Origin of the sequence: Pseudomonas sp. Bc-h (assembly GCF_002080045.1) — a bacterium.
Classification (GTDB): domain Bacteria; phylum Pseudomonadota; class Gammaproteobacteria; order Pseudomonadales; family Pseudomonadaceae; genus Aquipseudomonas.
Genome location: NZ_MUIN01000019.1, coordinates 43,963 through 67,559 on the forward strand (window position 1 = coordinate 43,963; position 23,597 = coordinate 67,559).

Annotated in this window: 6 protein-coding genes; all 6 read left to right on the forward strand. The window is 62.6% G+C overall.

Features of this window, described 5'->3' with window-relative positions:
• Window positions 1-3: 3 nt before the first annotated feature.
• Complete coding sequence (locus BWR59_RS31055; protein WP_168184563.1) at window positions 4-555, forward strand: sigma-70 family RNA polymerase sigma factor; 552 nt, start codon at window positions 4-6, stop codon at window positions 553-555.
• Window positions 556-605: 50 nt separating this feature from the next.
• The gene (locus BWR59_RS31060; RefSeq protein WP_081569495.1) at window positions 606-2,300 is read left to right on the forward strand and encodes a multidrug ABC transporter permease/ATP-binding protein; all 1,695 of its coding nucleotides are present in this window, start codon (window positions 606-608) and stop codon (window positions 2,298-2,300) included.
• Window positions 2,301-2,463: 163 nt separating this feature from the next.
• Window positions 2,464-3,792: a lysine N(6)-hydroxylase/L-ornithine N(5)-oxygenase family protein gene (locus BWR59_RS31065; RefSeq protein ID WP_081569496.1), complete on the forward strand. Its 1,329-nt coding sequence runs from the start codon at window positions 2,464-2,466 to the stop codon at window positions 3,790-3,792.
• A gap of 122 nt (window positions 3,793-3,914) precedes the next feature.
• Window positions 3,915-13,652, forward strand: coding sequence for a non-ribosomal peptide synthetase (locus tag BWR59_RS31070; protein ID WP_230982126.1), 9,738 nt, complete (start codon window positions 3,915-3,917; stop codon window positions 13,650-13,652).
• Window positions 13,652-15,676, forward strand: a complete 2,025-nt coding sequence (locus BWR59_RS33075; RefSeq protein WP_081569497.1) for a condensation domain-containing protein — start codon at window positions 13,652-13,654, stop codon at window positions 15,674-15,676. Before BWR59_RS31070 ends, BWR59_RS33075 begins: the two co-directional genes overlap by 1 nt.
• The coding region (gene dltA / locus BWR59_RS33080; RefSeq protein ID WP_269140379.1) for a D-alanine--poly(phosphoribitol) ligase subunit DltA at window positions 15,654-23,597 on the forward strand (7,944 nt) is incomplete at its 3' end. The genes BWR59_RS33075 and dltA, both read left to right, overlap by 23 nt.

Here is a 23,597-nt window from a genome sequence, read left to right on the forward strand (position 1 = left end):
GCAATGAGCCAGCCCACACGGCTTCGCTCCACCTGTGTCAGCGGGGTTTGCGCATCGGTCGATCCACGTCTTGACGCACTGATGGGCACCTACAACACCCATCGGGAAGGGTTGCTGCGCCTGGCTGCGAAATTCCTCGGCTGCCGTGCCCGCGCCGAAGATGTGGTGCAGGACGCTTTCGTGAAAATGCTCGAAAGCGACCTGGCCTCCATCGAGCCCGGGCGCTACATGTTTCGTGTGGTGCGCAACCTGGCCATCGACCGTCTGCGTCGTCAGCGCCTGGAGCGCAACCATGGCGCCGAAGCCGAGCTGGAAGAGCAGCCGCGTTTCGATGTTTCGCCCGAGCGTGTCCTGGCCGGGCGCGAGTCGCTCGATCAGCTGGTCGGTGCCCTCAACGAGCTGCCCAAGCGCATGCGCATCGTGTTCAACCTCAGCCAGATCCAGGGCTATACCCAGCGCGATGTCGCCAAGGTCATTGGCACCTCGCCGACGATGGTCAACTTCCTGCTGCGCGACACCCTCTCTCACTGCCGCCAGCGGTTGGGCGAGATCTAGACGTCGTCGTTTACCCCTTTGTTTTTAGCTTTCACTGCCCGGAGTCATCCATGAAATTAGTTCGTCTGGTCTTCCAGCAATACCGCTGGCCGCTCGCGATGGTCCTGCTGCTGAGCATCAGCAGCGGCCTGTTGAGCGTGGGCGTGATTGCCTTCGTCAACCAGCGCATGATCAGCACCCACGACGGTCTGGGCACCGCGTTGTGGCAGTTCGGCCTGATGCTGGTGTTGCTGCTGGCGCTGGCCTCCGGGGCCTCGCTTTCGCTGACCGCTCTGGGCCATCGGTTCGTTTACGGCCTGCGCCGGGTGATGGTCAAGCGCCTGCTGGATACCAATATCGAGCGCATCGAATCCATTGGCGGGGCGAAGATCTTCGCCAGCCTGTCCAGCGACATTCGTGCCGTGACCATGGCTTTCGTGCAGCTGCCGGACCTGATCTACGGCACCGTGCTCAGCGTGGCTGCGTTCAGTTATCTGGCCTGGTTGTCGCCGTCGCTGTTCGTCACCACCCTGTGCTGGATGACCTTCACCCTTGGCGTCGGCTGGTTGCTGGTGGGCAAACTCAACGCGCACATCCGCGCCCTGCGTGAATCCGAGGACAAGCTGTACCAGAGCTATCAGGGTGTGATCGACGGTCGCAAGGAACTGACCCTCAACCGCGACCGCGCCCGTCGTCTGTACGAAGAAACCTTCGACACGGCCGCGCTGCGTTATCGCGAGCATTTCACCCTGGCTGACCGCTACCACGGGCTGGCGAGCAACTGGGCCAACATCATGGTCCTGGGTACCATCGGCCTGGCTTTTTATCTGGCCAACGGCCTGGGTTGGGCGCCCACCGAAGTGGCAGCGACCTACGCGCTGACCGTGCTGTTCATGCGCACGCCACTGGTGCTGGCGGTGGCCGCGATCCCTGCGCAGATCTCCGGGCGAGTCGCGCTGGATAAAGTCGAATCGCTGGCGCTGGCCGAGCATCACGACAGCTTCGAGGTCGCGCCAAGCCACATCGTCGGTCATTGGCAGACGCTCGAACTGCGCGACGTCGAGTATCACTACCCGCCGCAGGGGGATGAACCGGGCTTCGATGTCGGCCCTGTCAGCCTGACCCTGCGGCGTGGAGAAACCGTATTTCTCATGGGTGGCAACGGCAGCGGCAAGTCCAGCCTGGCGCGGCTGTTGAGTGGCCTGTATCGCCCCTCGGCAGGTGCGATCCTGATCGATGGTCAGGTGATCGGCTCTGACGACTGGCTCGCCTATCGTCACCTGTTCGCCAGCGTGTTCACCGACTTCCATCTGTTTTCGCAACTGCTGGGTGAAAACGGTGACAACGCTGATACGGCGCACATCGATCACTGGCTCGACCAGTTGCACATGAAGCACAAGGTGCAGATCGGCGACGGTCATCTGCTCGATACACGTTTCTCACAGGGTCAGCGCAAGCGTCTGGCGCTGCTGCTGGCGTTGCTGGAGAAGCGCGACATCCTGCTGCTCGATGAGTGGGCGGCCGATCAGGACCCATTGTTCCGTCGGTTCTTCTACCGCGAGCTGTTGCCGATGTTCAAGAAGGCAGGCGTCACCGTATTCGCCATCAGCCACGACGACCAGTATTTCGATCTGGCCGATCGTCTGGTGAAGATGGAATCCGGACAGCTCAGCGAGCTGCAGGGCGATCGTCGCGACAACGCCAGCCGCGACGCGGTGGAGGAGATCGGCGGCGCATATCAGCTGAAAAACGTAAAGGCTTTGTAAGTTTTTCATCGCACAAGACTAAACAGCCGGAAGGCTCAGGCGTCTTTGTAATGATAATCAGTCTTACTCATTTTCGATGCGCGTGAACTGCCCCCAAGCGCCTGTGACACTGGTCACAACCCCGCTGGAACTGATCGCGCATCGCTCCTAACGAGAGGGAAGCATGGAACTCGTCTACGACTACATCGGCATCGGTTTCGGCCCGTCGAACCTGGCACTGGCCATCGCCACCCAGGAGCATGCATTGCGCAACGGTCTGGCGCCTCAAGTGTGTTTCCTCGAGAAGAAGCCAGCGTTCAACTGGCACGAAGGCATGCTGATCGACGGTTCCACCATGCAGATTTCCTTCCTCAAGGATCTGGTGACCCAGCGCAATCCGGCGAGCCGTTTCACCTTCGTCAACTACCTCAAGGAGCGCGGGCGTCTGCAGGACTTCATCAACCTCAAGACGTTCTTCCCCACCCGCGAGGAGTACACCGATTACCTGACCTGGGCCGCCTCGCACTTCAATGAGCAAGCCCATTACGGGGAGGAAGTAATCTCGGTCGAGCCGCATTTCCAGGACGGTCGCTTCGTCGCCGTCGACGTGCTGTCCCGTGGTCCAGGTGGTGGTATTTCCCGTCGTCGCGCGCGCAATCTGGTGTTCGGGATCGGCGGTATTCCTCAGGCGCCGGAGGCGTTCGACGGCTTGAGCGATCCGCGCATCCTGCATTCGGCGGGCTACCGCGGCGGCATCGAAAAGCTGCTGACCAACCGTCCCGGCCCGGTGCGTGTGGCGGTGGTCGGCGGCGGGCAGAGCGCGGCGGAAATCTTCGAGGACCTGGCCAGCCGTTTCGACAACGTCGAAGCCAGCCTGGTGATTCGTGGCAGTGCATTGAAGCCATCCGATGACAGCCCCTTTGTCAATCAGATCTTCAACCCGGCGTTCACCGACACCATCTTCAACCACAGCGAAGAACGTCGCGATGCGCTGTTCGCCGAGTTCCGCAACACCAACTACTCGGTAGTCGATGCTGACCTGATCGAAACCATTTTCCAGCGCATGTACCAGCAGAAGGTGCGTGGCGAGCAGCGTCACCGGTTGCTGACCAACCGTGAAGTGGCCCACGCAGAAGTCAGCGCGGGCAGCGTCGAGCTGTTCCTGCGCGACGCACCGCATGACCAGATGCACAGCGAGTCCTTCGACGTCGTGGTTCTGGCGACCGGTTACCGCCGCGACTATCACCTGGAACTGCTGGCCGGGCTTGAAGAATACATCCAGGGTTCGAACGTTGACCGCAACTATCGCCTGCCACTGCGCATGGGCAGCGAAGCGGGGATCTTCCTCCAGGGTTGCTGCGAAGACAGCCATGGCCTGAGCGACACGCTGCTTTCGGTGCTGGCCGTGCGATCCCAGGAAGTGGTGGAATCGATCTTCGCCGAGTACGAAAAGCCCTGTTCGAGTCGACCGGCGCAAAGCCTCGAACGCGTGGCGTTGAAACTGGCCCGCTGATTCACGCCAGCCCCGCCGGACAAGTGGCCGTTCGCGGCCACCCAACCTTTCTCACAACGTTGCGGATGAGACCTTTTCGGTCGTCCGTGGGTTGAGCCTTGCCGAAACAAACAGGTGAAAGAATGAAATCCATACGAGATCAGGCCGCGCATTTTCCCGAGCTGGTGGGCTTTTATGCGCAGAGCCAGCCGGACCGGATTGCCCTTCGACACATCCAGCACGAAGATCAGGAACCGCTGCTGACCAGCTACGCACAGCTGGATCAGCAGGCGCGTTCGATAGCAGGTCTGCTGCAGCATCATCTGGGACGAGAGGGCGGCGAGCGCTGCGTGCTGATTCTGCCGACTGGCGCAGATTATGCCGCTGCGTTTCTCGGCTGCCTGTACGCCAAGATCATCGCAGTGCCAGCGTTCGCCCCTGAATACAACCGCCAGACCCATCTGGACCGGCTGACCGGCATTATTCAGGACGCAGCGCCGGGCATGGTGCTGGGCCGTCGCGAGGATCTCGATAAATTCCAACACCTGTTGCAACCCTTCCTGCCAGCGGGCGGGCGTTTCGTTGCCATCGAAGACGTACACGGCTGGCAGGGATCTTTCCAGCCTTCGCTGATCGACACTTCGTCGCTGGCGTTTCTGCAATACACCTCGGGTTCCACCAGCGCGCCGAAGGGTGTGATGGTCTCGCACGACAACCTGATGGCCAACGAAGTGGCGATGGCCCGGCATTTCGTCACCGACGCTTCGACCGAAAGCTGGGTCAGCTGGCTGCCGCTGTACCACGACATGGGCCTGATGTGCGGCCTGCTGCTGCCGCTGTACTACGGCGGCACCTTGAACCTGATGTCGCCCAACTACTTCCTCGGTCGCCCGGCACGCTGGCTCGAAGTGATGAGCCAATACAACGGCACCTTCTCCGGCGGCCCTGACTTCGCTTACCGGCTGTGTGTGGAGCGGATCAAGCCCAGCGCCGTGAAGCACCTCCAACTGAACAACTGGAGCCTGGCATTCTCCGGCTCCGAGCCGATCCGCATCGCGACCCTGGATGCCTTCAGCGAGCATTTTGCGCCTGCCGGTTTTGATCGTCGCGCACTGACGCCAAGCTACGGATTGGCCGAAGCCACGCTGTTCGTCACTGCTGCCACTCGCGAAGTGCCGTTCGGCGTCAAACGCTTTGACGGCAGCCAGTTGGCCGCCGGTGAAGCTGATGAAGCACTCTTCGCCAACCAGCATTCCACCAGCCGACTGCCAGGGTGTGGCTGGTGCCGGGATGACCACGATCTGCGCATCGTCGATCCGGCCAGTCAGCAAGTCTTGCAGTCGGGCCAGGTCGGGGAGATCTGGATCGCGGGGCCTAGCGTGGCGCAGGGCTATTGGCAAAACACCAAGGCCACTGCCCAGACCTTCGTGCAGGAAGACGGCAAGCGCTGGTTGCGCAGCGGTGACCTTGGTATTGCCAGCGGTGGTGAACTGTTCATCACGGGTCGCCTGAAAGATCTGATCATTCTCAACGGTCAGAACCTCTACCCCCAGGACATCGAGCAGGCACTGGAGAAAAGCGTCCAGCTGCTGCGTCGCGGCCGCATCGCAGCGTTCCCGGTGACCGACGAGCAAGGCGCCGAAGGCGTTGGCCTGGCCCTGGAAATCAGTCGTAACGTGCGTCGCCTGATGAAGCCGCAGATGATCTGCGAAGCCGTGCGCGATGCCGTTTCCGAGCTGTTCCTCGTCGCGCCGAAAGTCATCGTGTTGCTGGAACCGGGCAGCTTGCCGCGCACCACCAGCGGCAAGCTGCAGCGTTCCGCGTGCCGTGCCGGTTGGCAGAGCCGCAGCCTCGACAGCTTCGCGATCTGGCAAGACGGTCGTTTGCTGGACACGCATGCGCATGAGGACGTAGCCGATGCTGCGTCGCTGTTGCCGGAAGTCGTCGCGGCCTGGGCAGAAGTGCTGGGTAAGCAAGACCTCGTAGCCCAAGATCATTTCTTCTCCCGAGGCGGCGACTCGGTCAGCGTGGTGCAGGTGCTGTCCCGTCTGAACAACGAACTGGGCCTCAAGCTTGAGCCGGCGCACCTGTTCGAGCACCCGACTCTCGGCGCCTTCAATGCCCACGTCGCCAGCCAGACCCGCAGCGGCAAGGCCCCGCAAGCGGTCGCCCGCATTTCCCGTGAGACGCCGCCGGAGCAGTCTTTCGCTCAACAGCGTTTGTGGTTCCTCGCGCAACTGGAACCGGACAGCAGTGCCTATCACCTGTGCGGCCAGTTGAGCCTGAGCGGGGCCATCGATGACGTGGCGCTACAGCGCAGTTTCGATGATCTGGTCGCGGGCCACGAAAGCCTGCGCACCACGTTCGCTATCGACGCCAATGAGGTGCTGGTGCAACGGATCCACGCCGCGCAGCCGGTGCGCATCGAGCACCATGATCTGAGCCTGCACGCGCAACCGCTGGAAGCCCTTGGCGAGCTGGCCAGGGCTGCTGTCGAACAGCCGATGGACCTGCAGACCGGCCCGCTGTGGCGGGTGCTCAATGTGCGCCTGGCGCCGAATCAGCAGCAGCTTGTATTGGTATTGCATCACATCATTTCGGATGGCTGGTCGGTGCAGGTCATCCTCAGGGATTTCGTCGCGCTGTACCGCGCTCATGCCCAGGGGCTGATTCCGGCGCTGGAACCATTGCCGATCCAGTACGCCGACTTCGCCGCCTGGCAGCGCCAACGCCTGACCGCTGGTGAAGGCTCGCGTCAGCTCAAGTACTGGCGCGAACGTCTGGGTGAAGCCCACCCGGTTTTGACCCTGCCGGCGGATCGTCCTCGGCCCGATCAGCAGAGCCATCGCGGCGCCCGGTACGCCATCGCCTTCGACAGCGCACTGAGTCAGGGGCTGCGCGATCTCGCCTCAAGCCACGGCGCCACCTTGTTCATGGTCATGCTTGCGGCCTACAAGACGCTCTTGCAGCGTTATAGCAGTCAGACCGATTTGCGGGTCGGCGTGCCGGTGGCGGGGCGCACCTGCACCGAAGCCGAAGGCTTGATAGGGCTGTTCGTCAATACGCTGGTACTGCGTACCGAGGTGTCGCCCCAGCAGTCGTTCAGTGCGCTGATCGAAGCGGTGAAGCACACGGCGTTGGGCGCGCAGAACCATCAGGAGCTGCCGTTCGAACAACTGGTGGAAGCCTTGGGCGTGTCGCGCAACCTCAGCCACAACCCGCTGTGCCAGGTGAAATTCACTCAGCAGTTCCCGCTCCCACAGAACGTGGAAATGGCCGGCGTGCGCATGGACGTCAACCAGTTGGATGACTACTCCGCGCACTTCGATCTGGGGCTGGACATCACCGACAGCGCTGACGGTATCCAGGCGGTGTTCACTTATGCCTGCGATCTGTACGACGAGCCGCGTATCGCAGGCTTCGCCGCAGACCTGCTGCGCATCTGCGCGCAAGTAGTCGCCCAGCCGCAACGTCGTCTGAGCGAACTTCGAATTTCCGCCGTACCGTCGCAGCTGCACGCCGAGGTTGTGGCATTCCCGGCCACTGACGTGCTGAGCCTGTGGGGCACCAGCGTCCATGCGCAGCCAGGTCGTGTGGCATTGCAGAGCGAGCAACAGCAGGCCGATTTTGCCTTGGTCGACGCCGATGCCAATCGCCTTGCGCTGTATCTGCGCCAGGCTGGAGTCGGGGTTGAAAGCCGCGTCGGCGTGGTGCTTGAGCGTTCCGTAGAGTTCATCTTCAGCCTGCTGGCGATTCTCAAGACCGGTGCCGCCTATGTGCCGTTGGACCCGAAATGGCCCGCCGAGCGTCAGGCGTTCGTACTCGCCGACAGCGGCGCCCGCTGGCTGATCAGTCATGCCGCAGCGCCTGCTGATTTCAAGGGCGAAGTCATCGGCGTGGAAGCCGATGCTGCATGGCGTTCACAGCCTGCTACTGCGCTGAGCATACGTCTGCATCCCGAGCAAGCGGCCTATCTGATTTACACCTCGGGCACCAGTGGCACCCCCAAGGGCGTGGTCATCAGTCACGGCGCGCTGGCCGATTACGTTCAAGGCCTGCTCAAGCGTCTGGAACTCGCAGCTGATGCAAGCATGGCGATGGTTTCGACCGTAGGCGCCGATCTGGGCCATACCGTGCTGTTCGGCGCGCTGTGCTCGGCGCGCACGCTGCACCTGATCAGCCCGGAACGGACCAACGACGCCGACCGCTTCGCCGCCTACATGGCCGAACACAAGGTCGGCGTTCTGAAGATCGTGCCAACGCATTTGAGCGGCCTGTTGCAAGCCTCCAACGCCGCAGACGTGCTGCCTCAACAGGCGCTGATTCTGGGGGGCGACGCGCTGCCTTGGGAACTGGTTTCGCAGGTCAAGGCCCTCAAACCAGCGTGTCGGGTGATCAACCACTACGGCCCGACTGAGACCACGGTCGGGGTCTTGAGCAACGAGCTGATCGATGCCGTACCGACCGGCCAGAGTGCACCGATTGGGCGTCCGCTGCCGAACGCCGTCGCGCTGATTCTCAATGCGCAGCTGGAACCGGTGGTGCAGGGCGATATCGGTGAGCTGTACATCGGCGGACCCGGTCTGGCCCGTGGTTATCACGACCGACCCGCCATGAGCGCAGCGGTCTTCATCCCTGATCCAAGAGGCAATGGCCGTCGCCTGTACCGCAGCGGCGACCGTGCGCGGTTGCTGGCCAACGGGGAGATTCAATTCCTCGGTCGCGCCGACGATCAGGTCAAGGTGCGTGGCTATCGCGTGGCTCTGGGTGAAATCGCTCAGCGCCTGCGACAGCTCGATGGCCTGCGCGATGCCCATGTTCGGGTCGATGACCGTGGTCAGTTGATCGCCTATGTCTTGATCACCAAGGGCACGCAGATCGACAGCGAAGCGCTGCGCGCTCAACTGGCCGAGAGCCTGCCGGACTACATGGTGCCGAGCCATGTGCTGACCCTTGACGCCTTCCCGCTGACCGCCAACGGCAAGCTCGATCACACTGCGCTGCCGACGCCGCAAGTGGTTTCCAACACGTTTGAAGCGCCCCATGACGGCGTCGAAGCGACCCTGGCCGCGCTGTGGGAAAAAGCTCTCAACGTTGCAGCGGTGGGCCGTCACGACAACTTCTTTACCCTCGGCGGCGACTCGATTCTCAGTCTGCAGATCATCGCCCGGGCCCGTCGTCAGGGGATTCGCCTGACGCCCAAACAGCTCTTCGAAAAACAGACCATCGCCGAGCTGGCGCAAGTCGCCGTGTTGTCCGAAGCCAAGCCGGCAGCGCCTGTCGTGGCGGCCGTGGTGCCCCGCGACTTTGCGTTGACGCCGATTCAGGCGCGTTTCTTCGCCTTGCCTCTCGCTCAGCGCCAGCACTGGAACCAGTCGCTGCTGCTGAACCTGCCGCAAGCGCTGGACGTTGCAGTACTTCAACGGTCGATCGCGGTCTTGCTGGTCCAGCATGACAGCTTGCGCCTGAGTTTCCATCAGGGCGACGACGGCCAGTGGCACCAGCGCTATCGCGACAGTGAACAGGCCGAGCGTGTGCTGTGGACCTGCGAACTGAGCCGCGACGAAGACCTTGCGTCTTTGAGCGACGAAGCTCAGCGCAGCCTGAACATCGAGAGCGGTCCGCTGTTGCGCGTAGTCCACGCCCGTCTGCCATCGGGTGAAGGGCGTCTGCTTTTGGCGATACATCATCTGGCGGTCGATGGCGTGTCATGGCGTGTGCTGCTGGAAGATTTGCAACATGCCTATAGCCGTCTGGCGAAAGGGCAAAGCGTCACGCTGGCGGAGAAGACCGCGAGCTTTCAGAGCTGGTCGCAATCGCTGCACGCATTGGCGCGCAGTCCCGAGCTGGAGGCGCAATTGCCATATTGGCAAGCGCTGCAAGCGGCCGACGCCTGTCTTCCAGGCGACACCTCGATTCAAAGCCGGGTCGGCGACAGCGAAACCATCGGCATGACCCTCGATACCAACGAAACCCGTCGACTACTCAGTCAGGCCCCAGCCGCGTATCGCACGCGCATCGATGACTTACTGCTGGCGGCGCTGTCCCAGGCGCTGGAGCAATGGACAGGGCGTCGCCGCCATGTCATCAGCCTTGAAGGCCATGGCCGCGAAGACACCAGCGGCGCACTGGACCTGAGCCGCAGCGTCGGTTGGTTCACCAGCCTGTATCCGTTGGCGCTGGAAGCCGGTGAGGATGCGGTCGCCACGCTGAAAGCAGTGAAGGAAGCCGTGCGTGCCGTGCCGGAAAAAGGCTTGGGTTATGGGGTGCTCAAGTACTTGTCGAAAGCTGACTTGCCAGAGCTGGTGGGGCAGGGCGTGACTTTCAACTACTTGGGGCGTTTCGATGACCGTTTTGATGATTCCGGGGACCCGCTGTTCTCGCTGTCGAGCCAGACCCTGAGCAATCTGCGTGACCCGCAGGGCCCGCTGGCCAATGCTCTGGCAGTGGACGGTCAGGTGCGCGACGGCCAGCTGCATCTGGACTGGACCTTCAGCCGCGAGCGCTTCAGCCGCGACAGCATCGAGCAGCTCGTGGCCCTGTATCGCGAGCAACTGCTGCAGTTGATCGCTCATTGCAGCGACGAAAACAATGCCGGTCTGACGCCGTCCGACTTCCCGCTGGCCGGGCTCAATCAGGCGCAGCTGGACGCCTTGGCGATCCCTGCACGGGAGATCGAAGACATCCTGCCGCTGGCGCCGATGCAACAGGGGATTCTGCTGCACAGCTTGCTGGAGCAGGGCAACGGCATCTACCTGATGCAGGATCAGTACGAAGTCGGCAGCGAGGTGGATTTCGACGCCTTCAAGTTCGCCTGGCAGCAAGTGGTGCAGCGTCATCCGGCCCTGCGCACGGCGTTCCACGGGCTGGAAAGCGGCGTGCAGCGGCAGGTGGTCATGCGCCGGGTGCCGTCCCCGGCGCAACTGATTGACCTCAGTCATCTGTCTCGCGAGGCTGCCGAAGCGGAGCTGGATGACTTGCTCAGGGTCGAGCGCGAGCAGGGCTTCGACTTCGCCCGTGCGCCGTTGCTGCGCCTGCGTCTGGTCAAGTTTGGTAAAGCCGATTTCCGCATCGTGCAAAGTCACCATCACGCGCTGATCGATGCCTGGTGCCGTGGCCTGATGCTCACCGAGTTCTTCGCTCATTACCGAGCATTCATCGACGGGCGTCACGTCAGCCTGCCTGCGGCGCGGCCGTATCGCGACTTTCTCGCCTGGCTGGCCGAGCAGGACGAAGCCGTCAGCCGCGATTACTGGCGCAACGCGCTGGCCGGTTTCACCGATGTCACGCCGCTGCCGTATCGCCACAGCCCTCAGCGCAACCTGCAGCACGAGCCGCAGATGCGCGACGTCACGCTGGCCCTCGGCGTCGAGCAGACCGCAAAACTCGCCGATCAGGCCCGTCAGCATCGCCTGACCGCCAACACTTTCGTGCAGGCCGCCTGGGCGCTGTCGCTGATGCGGCATGCCGACCGCGATGAAGTGCTGTTTGGTGTCACCGTAGCGGGCCGCCCGACCGAGCTGGAAGGCATCGAAGGCGCGCTTGGTTTGTTCATCAACACCTTGCCGCTGCGTCTCAAGCGTCCAGGTGTCGGCGCTCCGGTGCTGGAGCTGCTCAACGCGTTGCAGGCGCAAAATGCCGAGATGCGTCAGCACGAACACCTGTCCCTGGCCGACATCCAGCTGCTGGCCGACACGCCGCGCGGTCAGCCGCTGTTCGACAGCCTGTTTGTCTTTGAAAACGTTCCGTTGGGCGCCGAGGTTCAGCAGGCCGTGAGCGAATACCGCATCAATCCGCTGGCAAACCGTACCCACACCAACTACCCGTTGACCGTGGTGCTGCTGCCGGGCGAATCGCTGCAATTGCAGCTGACCTATGACACCCGCCACTTCAACGACGTCGACATGACTTCGCTGGTCGGGCATTTCCGTCGCTTGCTGACGCAACTGATCGACAACCCGCAACAGACCCTGAGCCAGTTGCAGGTGCTGGAGCAGGCAGAGCGCGAGCAACTGCTGGAGCAAGGTCAAGGCCCGGTGCAGAAGCACTGGTATGACATCAGCTACCTGGAGCGTTTCGAGTCCCGCGTGCAGGCGCACCCGAATCTGGAAGTCGCACGCTGCCAGGGCGAAAGCCTGAGCTACAACGAGCTTAATATTGCGGCCAATCACATTGGTCATGACCTGATCGATGCCGGCGTGCAGGGCGATGATGTGGTGGCTTTGTTTGCACCGCGTGGCTTGCCGCTGCTCAGCATGATCGTTGGCGCGTTCAAGGCTGGCGCTGCGTACCTGGCCCTGGACGACCGTCACCCGGCCGGGCGCAGTGCGAGGATGCTGGGCAGCAGTGCAGCGCCGGTATTGCTGACACCCCGCGATTGCCTGGGGCAGGTCGAGGCAATTCTCGAGCTGACCGAAGTGAAGCCGCGTCTGTTGATTCTGGAGGACGTGCTTGCCGGTGGCGCAGAGAGCAATCCCGGCCGTTACGCCAGCGCCGAGCAACTGGCCTACGTGATCTACACCTCGGGCTCCACCGGCGAGCCTAAAGGGGTGATGGTCAACCAGCGTGGCATGCTCAACAACCAGATGTCCAAGCTGCCGTACCTGCGTTTGGGCGAGGGCGATGTGATCGCCCAGACCGCCGCCACCGGTTTCGATATTTCCGTGTGGCAATTCCTGACTGCGCCGCTGTTCGGCGGGCGCGTGGAGATTCTGCCGGACTCGGTGGTTCACGATCCGCAGCGTCTGCTGGAGGAGGTCGTGGCCAATCAGGTCAGCGTGTTGGAGTGCGTACCCGCAGTGATCGACGGCATGCTCGCGGTATCTGCGCACAAACTCGACGCCTTGCGCTGGTTGCTGCCAACCGGGGAGGCGCTGACCGTGGACTTGGCGACGCGCTGGTTCGCTCGTTACCCGAACGTGCCGCTGGTCAACGCCTACGGCCCGGCCGAATGCGCCGACGACGTGGCGTTGCACACCCTGACCGCAGCCCCTGCGGCCAGGGCCAGCATGCCGATTGGTCGTGCCACCGACAACAACCGCCTGTACGTGCTGGATTCCAGCTTGCAACTGGCGGCGCCGGGTGTGGTGGGCGAGCTGTACATCGGTGGCGTCGGCGTGGGTCGTGGCTATGCCGCACGGCCTGCGCTGACGGCCGAACGCTTCCTGCCGGACCCGTTCGGTGAAGCCGGCGCGCGGTTATATCGCAGTGGCGACCTGGCGCGCTGGAACGCCGACGGCGCACTTGAATACGTCGGTCGTGCGGACTTCCAGGTGAAGATCCGCGGCCAGCGCATCGAACTGGGCGAAATCGAGAACCTGTTGCTGGCCCAGCCTGCGGTTCACGACGCCGTGGTCAGCGCGCAACTGACGCCGCACGGTCCGCAACTGGTGGCGTACGTGGTAGCTGAAGCACAGCAGGCGCTGTTTGCCGATGTGCTCAAGGCAGCGCTGGCCCAAGCGCTGCCCGCGTTCATGGTGCCGGCCCACGTGATGCTGCTCGAACGCCTGCCGCGCAACGCCAACGGCAAGCTCGACCGCAAGGCGCTGCCAGCGCTCAGTTGGCAAGAGCGAACCTTTGAAGCACCACAGGGCGAACGCGAAGAAGTCCTCGCCGAACTCTGGCAGGAGCTGCTGAAAATCGAGCGGGTAGGGCGCGATGACAACTTCTTTGAACTGGGTGGGCACTCGCTGCTGGCGACGCGTCTGTTGTCGCGCATTCGCGAGCGCTTGGGGGTGAGCATTCCGCTGGCGCAGGCCTTCGAGGCCACCACCGTTGCCGCACAGGCAGCCCTGATCGACACCTTGCAGAGGCAGACCCTGACGCTCGAGGGGCTCGATGCCCTGGACGAGTTAATGAATGAGCTGGAGGAAAGCAACTGATGTCGCAACCGAGCATGACTTCGCAAGGCAAGCTGCTGGCCCTGGCGACCCGTTTCCTGAGCCTCGGCGCTGCACAGCGCCGGATGTTCTTGAGCAAGCTGCGCGAACAGGGGCTGGATGCCTCGGCCTTGCCGATTCCCTCCGGCGTGGCGGGCGAGCGCAGCCCGACGTCCTTTTCCCAGCAGCGCCTGTGGTTCCTCGAGCAACTGGAACCGGGCAACAGCACTTACCATTTACCGGGGGCCTTGCGCCTCGAAGGCACACTGGATGCCAACGCCGTGCAGTCGGCGTTCGAGCACGTGGCTCAGCGTCACGCCAGTCTGCGCACGGTGTTCGACACCGCTGAAGACGGCACGCCGCAGCAAGTCATTCAGCCGCCGCATGCCTTGCCATTCGAACAGCTGAACGCGGCTGACGAAAGCGAGTTGCAAGCCCTGGCCGATGAGTTCGCCCGCCGTCCGTTCGATCTGGCGCAGGGCCCGATGTGGCGCGTGGCGCTGGTCAAACGTTCGGCCCACGAGCATGTGCTGCTGGTCTGTCTGCACCACATCATTGCCGATGGCTGGTCCATTCAGGTGCTGTTGCTGGACTTCGTGCAGGCCTATCGCGCTTCGCTTCAAGGCGAAGACTCGGCTTTGCCGGAATTGCCGCTCAACTACGCCGACGTTGCCCTGTGGCAGCGCGCCTGCCTGGAAGCAGGCGAGGGCGATCGTCAGCTCGACTACTGGAAGCAACAGCTCGGCGACGAGCCGCCAGTCCTGGAGCTGCCAACGGACCGTCCACGTCCGGCGCGCCAGAGTTTCCGTGGCGCGCGCTTGCCATTCAGCTTTGACGCTGCCTTGTCCGGCCGCATGCGTGAACTGGCAAAACAGCGCGGCGTGACGCTGTTCACCGTAATGCTCGCCGCCTATCAAGTGCTGCTGCAGCGTTTGAGCGGGCAGAATGACTTGCGCATTGGCGTGCCGATTGCCGGCCGTCAACGCACCGAAACCGAAGGTTTGATCGGCTTCTTCGTCAACACCCAGATCCTGCGCGGTAAGGTCACCGCCGATGCCAGTTTTAACCAGATCATCGACAACGTGCGCCTGGCCTCCCAAGGCGCGCAGGCCAATCAGGACCTGCCGTTCGAGCAACTGGTCGACGCACTCGCGCCCGAGCGCAGCCTGAGCCACAATCCGCTGTTCCAGGTGCTGTACAACCATCAGCAGCGTCAGGACGAAGCCCTGCAATTGATGCCCGGCCTGAACGCCACCCTGATGCCGCTCGACAGCGGCAGCGCGCAGTTCGACCTGGCGTTGCACACGTGGGAAAACGCGGCGGGCGAACTGGCGGGAAACTGGAATTACGCCACCGATCTGTTCGATCACAGCAGTGTCGAGCGTCTGCATCAGCGTTTTGTGCAGCTGTTTACGCAGTTGCTGGAACAGTCGGAAGCGGCGATTGGTGATTTCGAACTGCTGGATTCGCAAGACCGTGCGCAACTGGCTCTGGTCAATGACACGGCGCGGGACTGGGCCGGCTCTTTTGAGCAAGCACATGAGCCTGTTGTGCATCGTCAGTTCGAGCGTCTGGCGCAGCAGCATCCAGATCGTGAGGCCTTGCGTTGTGGCGATCAGGCGCTGACGTATCGGCAGCTTGATCAGCGGGCCAACCAGCTGGCGCATTACCTGCGCGGGCAGGGTGTGGATCGCGAATCGCTGGTCGGCGTGGCGGCGTTGCGGTCGGTGGAGATGGTGGTGGCGCTGTATGCCGTGGTCAAAGCCGGTGCCGCGTACGTGCCGCTGGACCCGGAATACCCGGTTGATCGTCTGCGCTACATGCTCGAAGACGCTGGCATTGGTTTGCTGCTGAGCCACGATGCGGTGATCAACGACTTGCCTGCTGTTGAAGGTTTGCAGGTGCTGAACCTGGATCGACTTGATCTGAGTAAGCAGCCTGTAACTGCTCCGGTTGTGGAGATTCATCTCGAACAACTGGCGTACATGATCTACNGGTTTGCAGGTGCTGAACCTGGATCGACTTGATCTGAGTAAGCAGCCTGTAACTGCTCCGGTTGTGGAGATTCATCTCGAACAACTGGCGTACATGATCTACACCTCCGGTTCGACCGGTAAGCCAAAAGGCGCGGGCAACACTCACGCTGCTTTGTTCAACCGWCTGGCCTGGATGCAAGAAGCCTACAACCTCGACGCCACCGACGCGGTGTTGCAAAAAACGCCCTTCAGTTTCGACGTTTCGGTGTGGGAGTTCTTCTGGCCGCTGATGGTCGGCGCGCGTCTGGTCATGGCGCAGCCGGGGGATCATCGTGATCCTGCTCTGCTCACCGCTTTGATCGAACAGCAGCAGATCAGCACCNCGCTGATGGTCGGCGCGCGTCTGGTCATGGCGCAGCCGGGGGATCATCGTGATCCTGCTCTGCTCACCGCTTTGATCGAACAGCAGCAGATCAGCACCTTGCACTTTGTACCTTCGATGCTGGCTGCGTTCATGGCTCAGGACGATTTGTCCGGCTGCTCGTCATTGAAACGCATCGTCTGCAGCGGTGAAGCGCTGCCCGCAGATCTGGCGCGGGAAACGCTGCAGCGCCTGCCCAATGCCGGGCTGTTCAACCTTTACGGCCCGACCGAAGCGGCCATCGATGTCACTCACTGGACCTGCCGCAGCGAACCGGGCGCGGCTGTGCCCATCGGTCAGCCGATTGCCAACCTGCAGATCCACATTCTCGACAGCCGCCTCAATCCGCAACCCATCGGCGTACCGGGCGAGTTGTACATCGGCGGCGACGGTCTCGCCCGTGGTTATCACCAGCGCCCAGGGCTGACCGCCGAGCGTTTCGTTGCCAGCCCGTTTGGTAGCGGCGAACGTCTGTACCGCACCGGCGACCTTGCACGCTGGCGTGCCGACGGCGCGGTGGAATACCTCGGCCGTCTCGATCACCAGATCAAACTGCGCGGCCTGCGTGTTGAGATCGGCGAAATCGAATCGGCGCTGCTGGATCATCCAGCGATCACTGAGGCGGTGGTGGTTGCGCGTCAACTGGCGACCGGCATGCAGCTGGTGGGCTATCTGGTCGCCGAAGCCTTCGACGAAGAGCAACTGCGCACCCGGTTGAAACACCGCCTGCCGGACTACATGGTCCCGGCGCATCTGGTGACGCTGGACAAATTCCCGCTGTCGGCCAACGGCAAACTGGATCGCAAGGCGCTGCCGGAGCCGCAATTGCAACAACGCGCGTTCGAAGCCCCTTTGGAAGGCGTGGAAAGCGAGCTGGCCGAGTTGTGGCAGAACTTGCTGGGCGTCGCCCAAGTGGGCCGCCAGGACAACTTCTTCGAGCTGGGCGGCGATTCGATCCTCAGCCTGCAAATCGTCTCTCGCGCCAAGAAACGCGGGATTCAGCTGTCGCCACGGCAGATGTTCGAGCGCCAGACCATCGCCGAACTGGCGCAGGTGGCCCAGATCATCAATCGCGATGAAGCGGCGGCCGTTGCGCGCATCGAATTCAACCGCGACATCCCGCTGACGCCGATCCAGCACTGGTTCTTCGAACAACCGATGCGCCGCCGCAGCCACTGGAACCAGTCGCTGCTGCTGATCCCGAGCGAAACGCTGGAAACACCCGCACTGGCTCAAGCGCTGCAGGCGCTGGTCGATCACCACGACGCTTTGCGCATGGCTTTCGTGCAACAGGACAACGGCCACTGGCAACAGCGTTATTGCGCCGAAGGCCATGCCGATGGCTTGCTGTGGCAGCGTGAAGTCAGTGCCGACCAATTAACTGCTGCGTGCGATGAAGCCCAAGCCAGCCTTGACCTCAAGGACGGTCCGCTGCTGCGCGCCGTGCATTTCAAGCTGGCTGAAGGCGGCGAGCGTCTTTTGCTGGTGGTGCATCATCTGGTGGTGGACGGTGTTTCCTGGCGCATCCTGCTGGAAGATCTGCACAACGCTTACACCCAGGCACAGGCTGGCTTGACCGTCGATCTCGGCGAGAAGGGCTTGCCGTTCCAGCGCTGGGCCAATCGCCTGCTGGACTTCGCTTACAGCGATGGGGTGCTGGCCGAAGCCGACTACTGGCGCACGCTGCCGAGCGCGCCGCAACTGCCGTCCGCCAACCCTCAGGGCAAGGCGCTCCAGGCTTCGGTGCAACAGCTGCATTTGCAGCTGGACACGGCGCGCAGCCACGCTCTGCTCAGTGAAGCCCCTGCGGCCTACCGCACTCAGATCAACGACCTGCTGCTGACTGCGCTGACCCGCGCGCTTGCGCAATGGAGTGGTGAATCTCGCGCGTTGATCGCGCTGGAAGGTCATGGCCGGGAAGACCTGTTCGATGGCCTCGACCCTTCGCGCACCGTCGGCTGGTTGACCAGCCTGTACCCGGTGAGCTTGCAGGCTCAGAACACGCTCGATGCTGCACTCAAACATACCAAGGAGACCCTGCGTGCCGTGCCCAATGGCGGTTTGGGCTATGGACTGTTGCGTCATTTGCGCGGTGAAGCCTTGCCGTCGCTTGAAGGCTGCGTACTTTTCAACTACATGGGGCGCCTGCAGAAAAGCAGCGGGCTGTTTACCCTCGCGCCAGAAGGCAGTGGCGCCCAGCGTGCCGCCGACGCACCAATGGCTTGCGAACTGTCCATCGATGCACAGGTGCGCGAAGGTCAGTTCAGCCTGACCTGTAGCTACAGCCATGAGCGGCATGAGACGGCCTCGATTCAGCGCCTGCTCAATGCCTACGCGGTCGCGCTGGACGAAGTGATCGAGCACTGCCGCAGCCATTCGGCGGTCACGCCTTCGGATTTCCCGGCGCTTGACCTGACCCAGGCGCAACTCGATGCGCTGCCGGTCGCGGCCCGAGACATCGAGCAGCTGTATCCGCTGACGCCGATGCAGCAGGGGCTGCTGTTCCACAGTGAACTGGCCGACACCCAAAGCGCCGACGACGCTCGTGATCTGTACATCAACCAGGTTGCGCTGGACATCGATCACCTGCCGTTGGCGCGTTTCAAGTCAGCGTGGGCCGGGGCAGTGCAGCGTCACCCGATTCTGCGCGCGTCCTTCCTGCGTCTGGCTGGCAGCCAGACCCCGGTGCAACTGATCCGTCGCGACGCCGCTTTGGTGGTGCGCGAACTGGACCTGCGCGCCGGGCAACAAGCGCTGAACGATGTGCTGGCGGCTGAGCGGGAAACCCCGTTCCAGCTGCACGAAGCGCCGCTGATGCGGGTGTTGCTGGTGCGCCAGAGCGAGACGCTGTGGAAACTGGTGTGGACCTTCCACCACATCCTGCTCGATGGCTGGAGCAGTGCGGCGGTATTGGGTGAAGTGATTCAGGCGGCGATGTCCGACACCGCGCCGCAGCCCGCCGGGCATTACGGTGATTACGTAGAGTGGCTGCTTAGCCGCGACGCGCAACACAGCGCGAACTTCTGGCAGCAACATCTGGCCGGGTTCGAACAACCGACCATGATGGCGGCAGCCTTGACCGCGCCTACTTCAGCCACCGGGGAGCCGTTGCCGACGCAGGTGCTGGTCAAGTCGATGGACCTGGACAGCCAGCTGCTGCACGCCGCCGCACGTCGTCAGCGAGTGACCGTCAACACCTTGATTCAAGCGGTCTGGGTGCTGCTGTTGCAGCGTTATACGGGGCAACAACGCGTCGCATTCGGCGCCACGGTGTCCGGCCGTTCGGCACAGGTGCCGGGCATCGAGCGCATGCTCGGCCTGTTCATCAATACTCTGCCGCTGGTGCAAGCGCCGCAGGCGCAGCAGAAGGTCGGCGACTGGCTCAACGAGCTGCAAGCGCACAACCTGGAACTGCGCGAACACGAACACACGCCGCTGTTCGAAGCCCAGCGTTACGCCGGGCACGCCGGTCGTGATCTGTTCGACAGCCTGGTGGTGTTCGAGAACTACCCGGTGGACGCGGTATTGCGCGACAAACAGGCCGGGGGAGTGAATCTGGGCTCCGTCGAGCTGAGCGACAAGACCCACTATCCCCTGAGCCTTGCGGTGGTGGCGAGCGAGCAGGCCCATGTCCACGTCAACTACCACAGCAACGTGTTCAGCGCCGAGCAGATCGACAGCCTCTGCGGGCATTTCCAGAAACTGCTGAACGGCATCTGCCGCTTTCCTGAGGCCTGTATTGGCGATCTGTCGATGCTCACCGCGCGTAACGTCAGCGAGATGCACGCGTGGAACAGGCCGCCGTTCTCGCCCTATGCCGATCGCCCCATCCACGAACTTATCGCCGACCATGCGCGTCTGCGGCCCGACGCCATCGCCCTGGTGCACGGCGAGCAGCGGCTGACCTTCGCCGAGTTCGACCGCCGCGCCAATCAGCTCGCCCACGCCCTGCGTGCTCGTGGCATCGGCACCGAAGTGCGGGTGGCGATTGCCATGGAGCGCGGTGTCGATCTGTGGTTGTCGTTCTTCGCGGTACTGAAAGCCGGTGGCGCGTACATTCCGCTCGATCCGGATTACCCGACCGAACGTTTGCGCTACATGCTCGAAGACGGCGGCGTGAAGTTGCTGATCTCCCACGACGCGGCGCTGGATCGTGTGCCGGTGGGCGACGTGCCGCTGCTCAATCTTGATCAGCTGGACGTTTCCAAAGAGCCGGAAACTGCACCAGACGTGGTGATCCATCCGCAACAGCTGGCCTATCTGATCTACACCTCGGGCTCGACCGGCAAGCCGAAGGGAGCAGCCATCGCCCACGCCGATATCTCGATGCACATCCAGACCATCGGCGAGCGTTATCGCTTCACTCCGGATGACCGCAAATTCCACTTCCTGTCGATCAGCTTCGACGGCGCTCACGAAGGCTGGATGATGCCGATGTGTTACGGCGCCCGTGTTGTCTTGCGCGATCAGGAGCTGTGGAGCGTCGAGCAGACCTACGACACGCTGATTCGTGAAGGCATCACGGTGGCTTCGTTCCCACCGAGCTACCTGCGTCAGCTGTCCGACTGGGCAGGTCTGCAAGGCAAAGGGCCGGGGGTGAAAACCTACTGCTTCGCCGGTGAAGCCTTCAGCCGCGAAATGCTGCATGACGTCTGTCTCTTATACACNCAGCTGTCCGACTGGGCAGGTCTGCAAGGCAAAGGGCCGGGGGTGAAAACCTACTGCTTCGCCGGTGAAGCCTTCAGCCGCGAAATGCTGCATGACGTGCTTCGCAACTTGCAGCCGCTGTGGATCATCAACGGCTATGGCCCGACTGAAACCGTGGTCACGCCGACCCTGTGGCTGGCGTCATCGGAAACCGCCGATTTCACCACCGCCTATGCGCCAATCGGGGATCTGGTGGGGGACCGTCAGGGCTACGTGATGGACGCGGATCTTAACCCGCTGCCACAAGGCATTGCCGGTGAGCTGTACTTGGGCGGGGCCGTAGCGCGGGGGTATCTGGATCGTCCGGGCGCCACCGCCGAACGCTTCCTGCCGCACCCGTTCCGCGCAGGCGAACGTATCTATCGCAGTGGCGACCGTGTGCGCTTGAACAGCGAAGGCTTGCTGGAATATCTGGGCCGTATCGACCACCAGATCAAGATTCGCGGTTTCCGCATCGAGGCCGGGGAGATCGAGGCTGCGCTTAAGGGCTGTGAGCGTGTGCGCGAAGCCTTGGTCATCGTGCGTGAAAGTGCGAGTGGTAAGCGTCTGGTGGGTTACGTCGGTGGCAACCACCTCGACGAAGAACGTATCAAACAGCAACTCAAGGTGACGTTACCGGAATACATGATTCCGGCACACATCATCGTCATGGAGCGTCTGCCGCAGCTGCCGAACGGCAAACTGGATCGCAATGCGTTGCCAGATCCGCAGGTCAGCTCCAGCGACTACCAAGCGCCGCAAAGCGTGCTGGAAGCGCAACTCGCTGCGCTGTGGCAAACGCTGCTTGGCGTCGCGGCCGTGGGCCGCAACGATCACTTCTTCGAACTCGGCGGCCACTCGCTGCTGGCGATGCAGTTGATCTCGCGCCTGCGTCACGAACACCAATTGAGCGTGCCACTGCGGGTGCTGTTCGAAGCGCCGCGTCTGGCTGATTTTGCTCAGCGCATCGCGCAACTGGAGCAGCCGGCGAAGCAAATCGAACTCACTGCACGCTACGCATCCCGCGCCGTGCAGTCATTCTCCCAGCAGCGCTTGTGGTTCCTCGATCAATTGCAACCAGGGGGTCACGCCTACAACCTGCCGGGCGCTGTAAGTCTGCGTGGCGAGCTGAACGAAGCAGCGTTGCAGTCGGCCTTCGATGCACTGACCGCGCGCCATGAAGTGCTGCGCACGCGGTTCGAGGCCGGTGACGGTGTGCCGCTGCAACAGATCGATCCGACCAGTGTCGTGCGCATCGAGCGCCTGGACATCAGTACTGAGTCGGATCTGGAAGCCGCTTTCAACACACTGGCCCAAGACTTCGTCAAGCGTCCGTTCAACTTGTCGCAAAGTCCGGTCTGGCGCCTGGCGCTGGTGCGCGTGGCGGCAGGCGAACAACGTCTGCTGCTGTGCCTGCACCACATGATTTCTGATGGCTGGTCGGTGCGCGTGCTGTTGCAGGAGTTCTGCGAGCTGTACCGCGCGGCCGTGGAAAATCGCGCGCCACAGCTGGCGGAACTGCCAGTGCAATACGCCGACTTCGCGGCCTGGCAGCGTGAGTGGCTGGAGGCCGGCGAGGGCGAGCGACAGTTGCAGTACTGGCGCGAGCAGCTGGGTGATGAGCATCCGGTCATGGAGCTGCCAACCGACCGTCCGCGTCCAGCGCAGCAGAGCTATCAGGGCGACCGCCTGCTGTTCAGCCTGGATGCCGAGTTCAGTCAGCGCATACGCACGTTTGCCAAACAGCAGGGCGTGACGCCGTTCATGGCGATCCTGTCGGCATATCAGGTGCTGTTGCATCGCCTCAGCGGCCAGAACGATCTGCGCGTGGGCGTACCGATTGCCGGGCGTTCGCGTCTTGAGGTGGAAGGCCTGATCGGCTTCTTCGTCAGCACTCAGGTGTTGCGTGCCGAGGTGTCCGCCGAGCTGTCTTACCGCGAGGTGCTGGAGCAGGCCAAAACCACGACGCTCGGCGCCCAGGCGAACCAGGACCTGCCGTTCGAGCAGTTGGTCGAAGCCCTGCAACCGCAGCGCAGCCTGAGCCACAACCCGCTGTTCCAGGTGGCTTACGACCACCAGCAGCGTGACTTCGTGCCGCTGTCCGGGTTGCCGGGGCTTTACGCAGAAGTCCTGCCGCTGGACGACGGCAGCAGCCAGTTCGATCTGGCGCTCAACACCTATGAAGACGCCGATGGTGGGCTGGGAGGTTCGTGGAACTACGCCACTGACCTGTTTGATCACGGTAGCGTCGAGCGCCTGCATCAGCGTTTTGTGCAGCTGTTCGCGCAGTTGCTGGAACAGCCGGAAGCGGCAATTGGTGACTTTGAACTGCTGGATCTGCAAGACCGTGCGCAACTCGCACTGGTCAATGACACGTCGCGGGACTGGGCCGGCTCTTTTGAGCAAGCACATGAGCCTGTTGTGCATCGCCAGTTCGAGCGTCTTGCGCAGCTGCATCCTGACCGCGAAGCCTTGCGCTGTGGCGATGAGGTGCTGACGTATCGGCAGCTCGATCAGCGGGCCAACCAGCTGGCGCATTACCTGCGCCGGCAGGGTGTGGATCGCGAATCGCTGGTCGGCGTGGCGGCGTTGCGGTCGGTGGAGATGTTGGTGGCGTTGTATGCCGTGGTCAAAGCCGGTGCCGCGTACGTGCCGCTGGACCCGGAATACCCGGTTGATCGCTTGCGCTACATGCTCGAAGACGCGGGCATTGGTTTGCTGTTGAGCCACGATGCGGTGATCGACGATTTGCCTGCTGTTGAGGGTTTGCAGGTGCTGAACCTGGATCGACTTGATCTGAGTAAGCAGCCTGTAACTGCTCCGGTTGTGGAGATTCATCTCGAACAACTGGCGTACATGATCTAC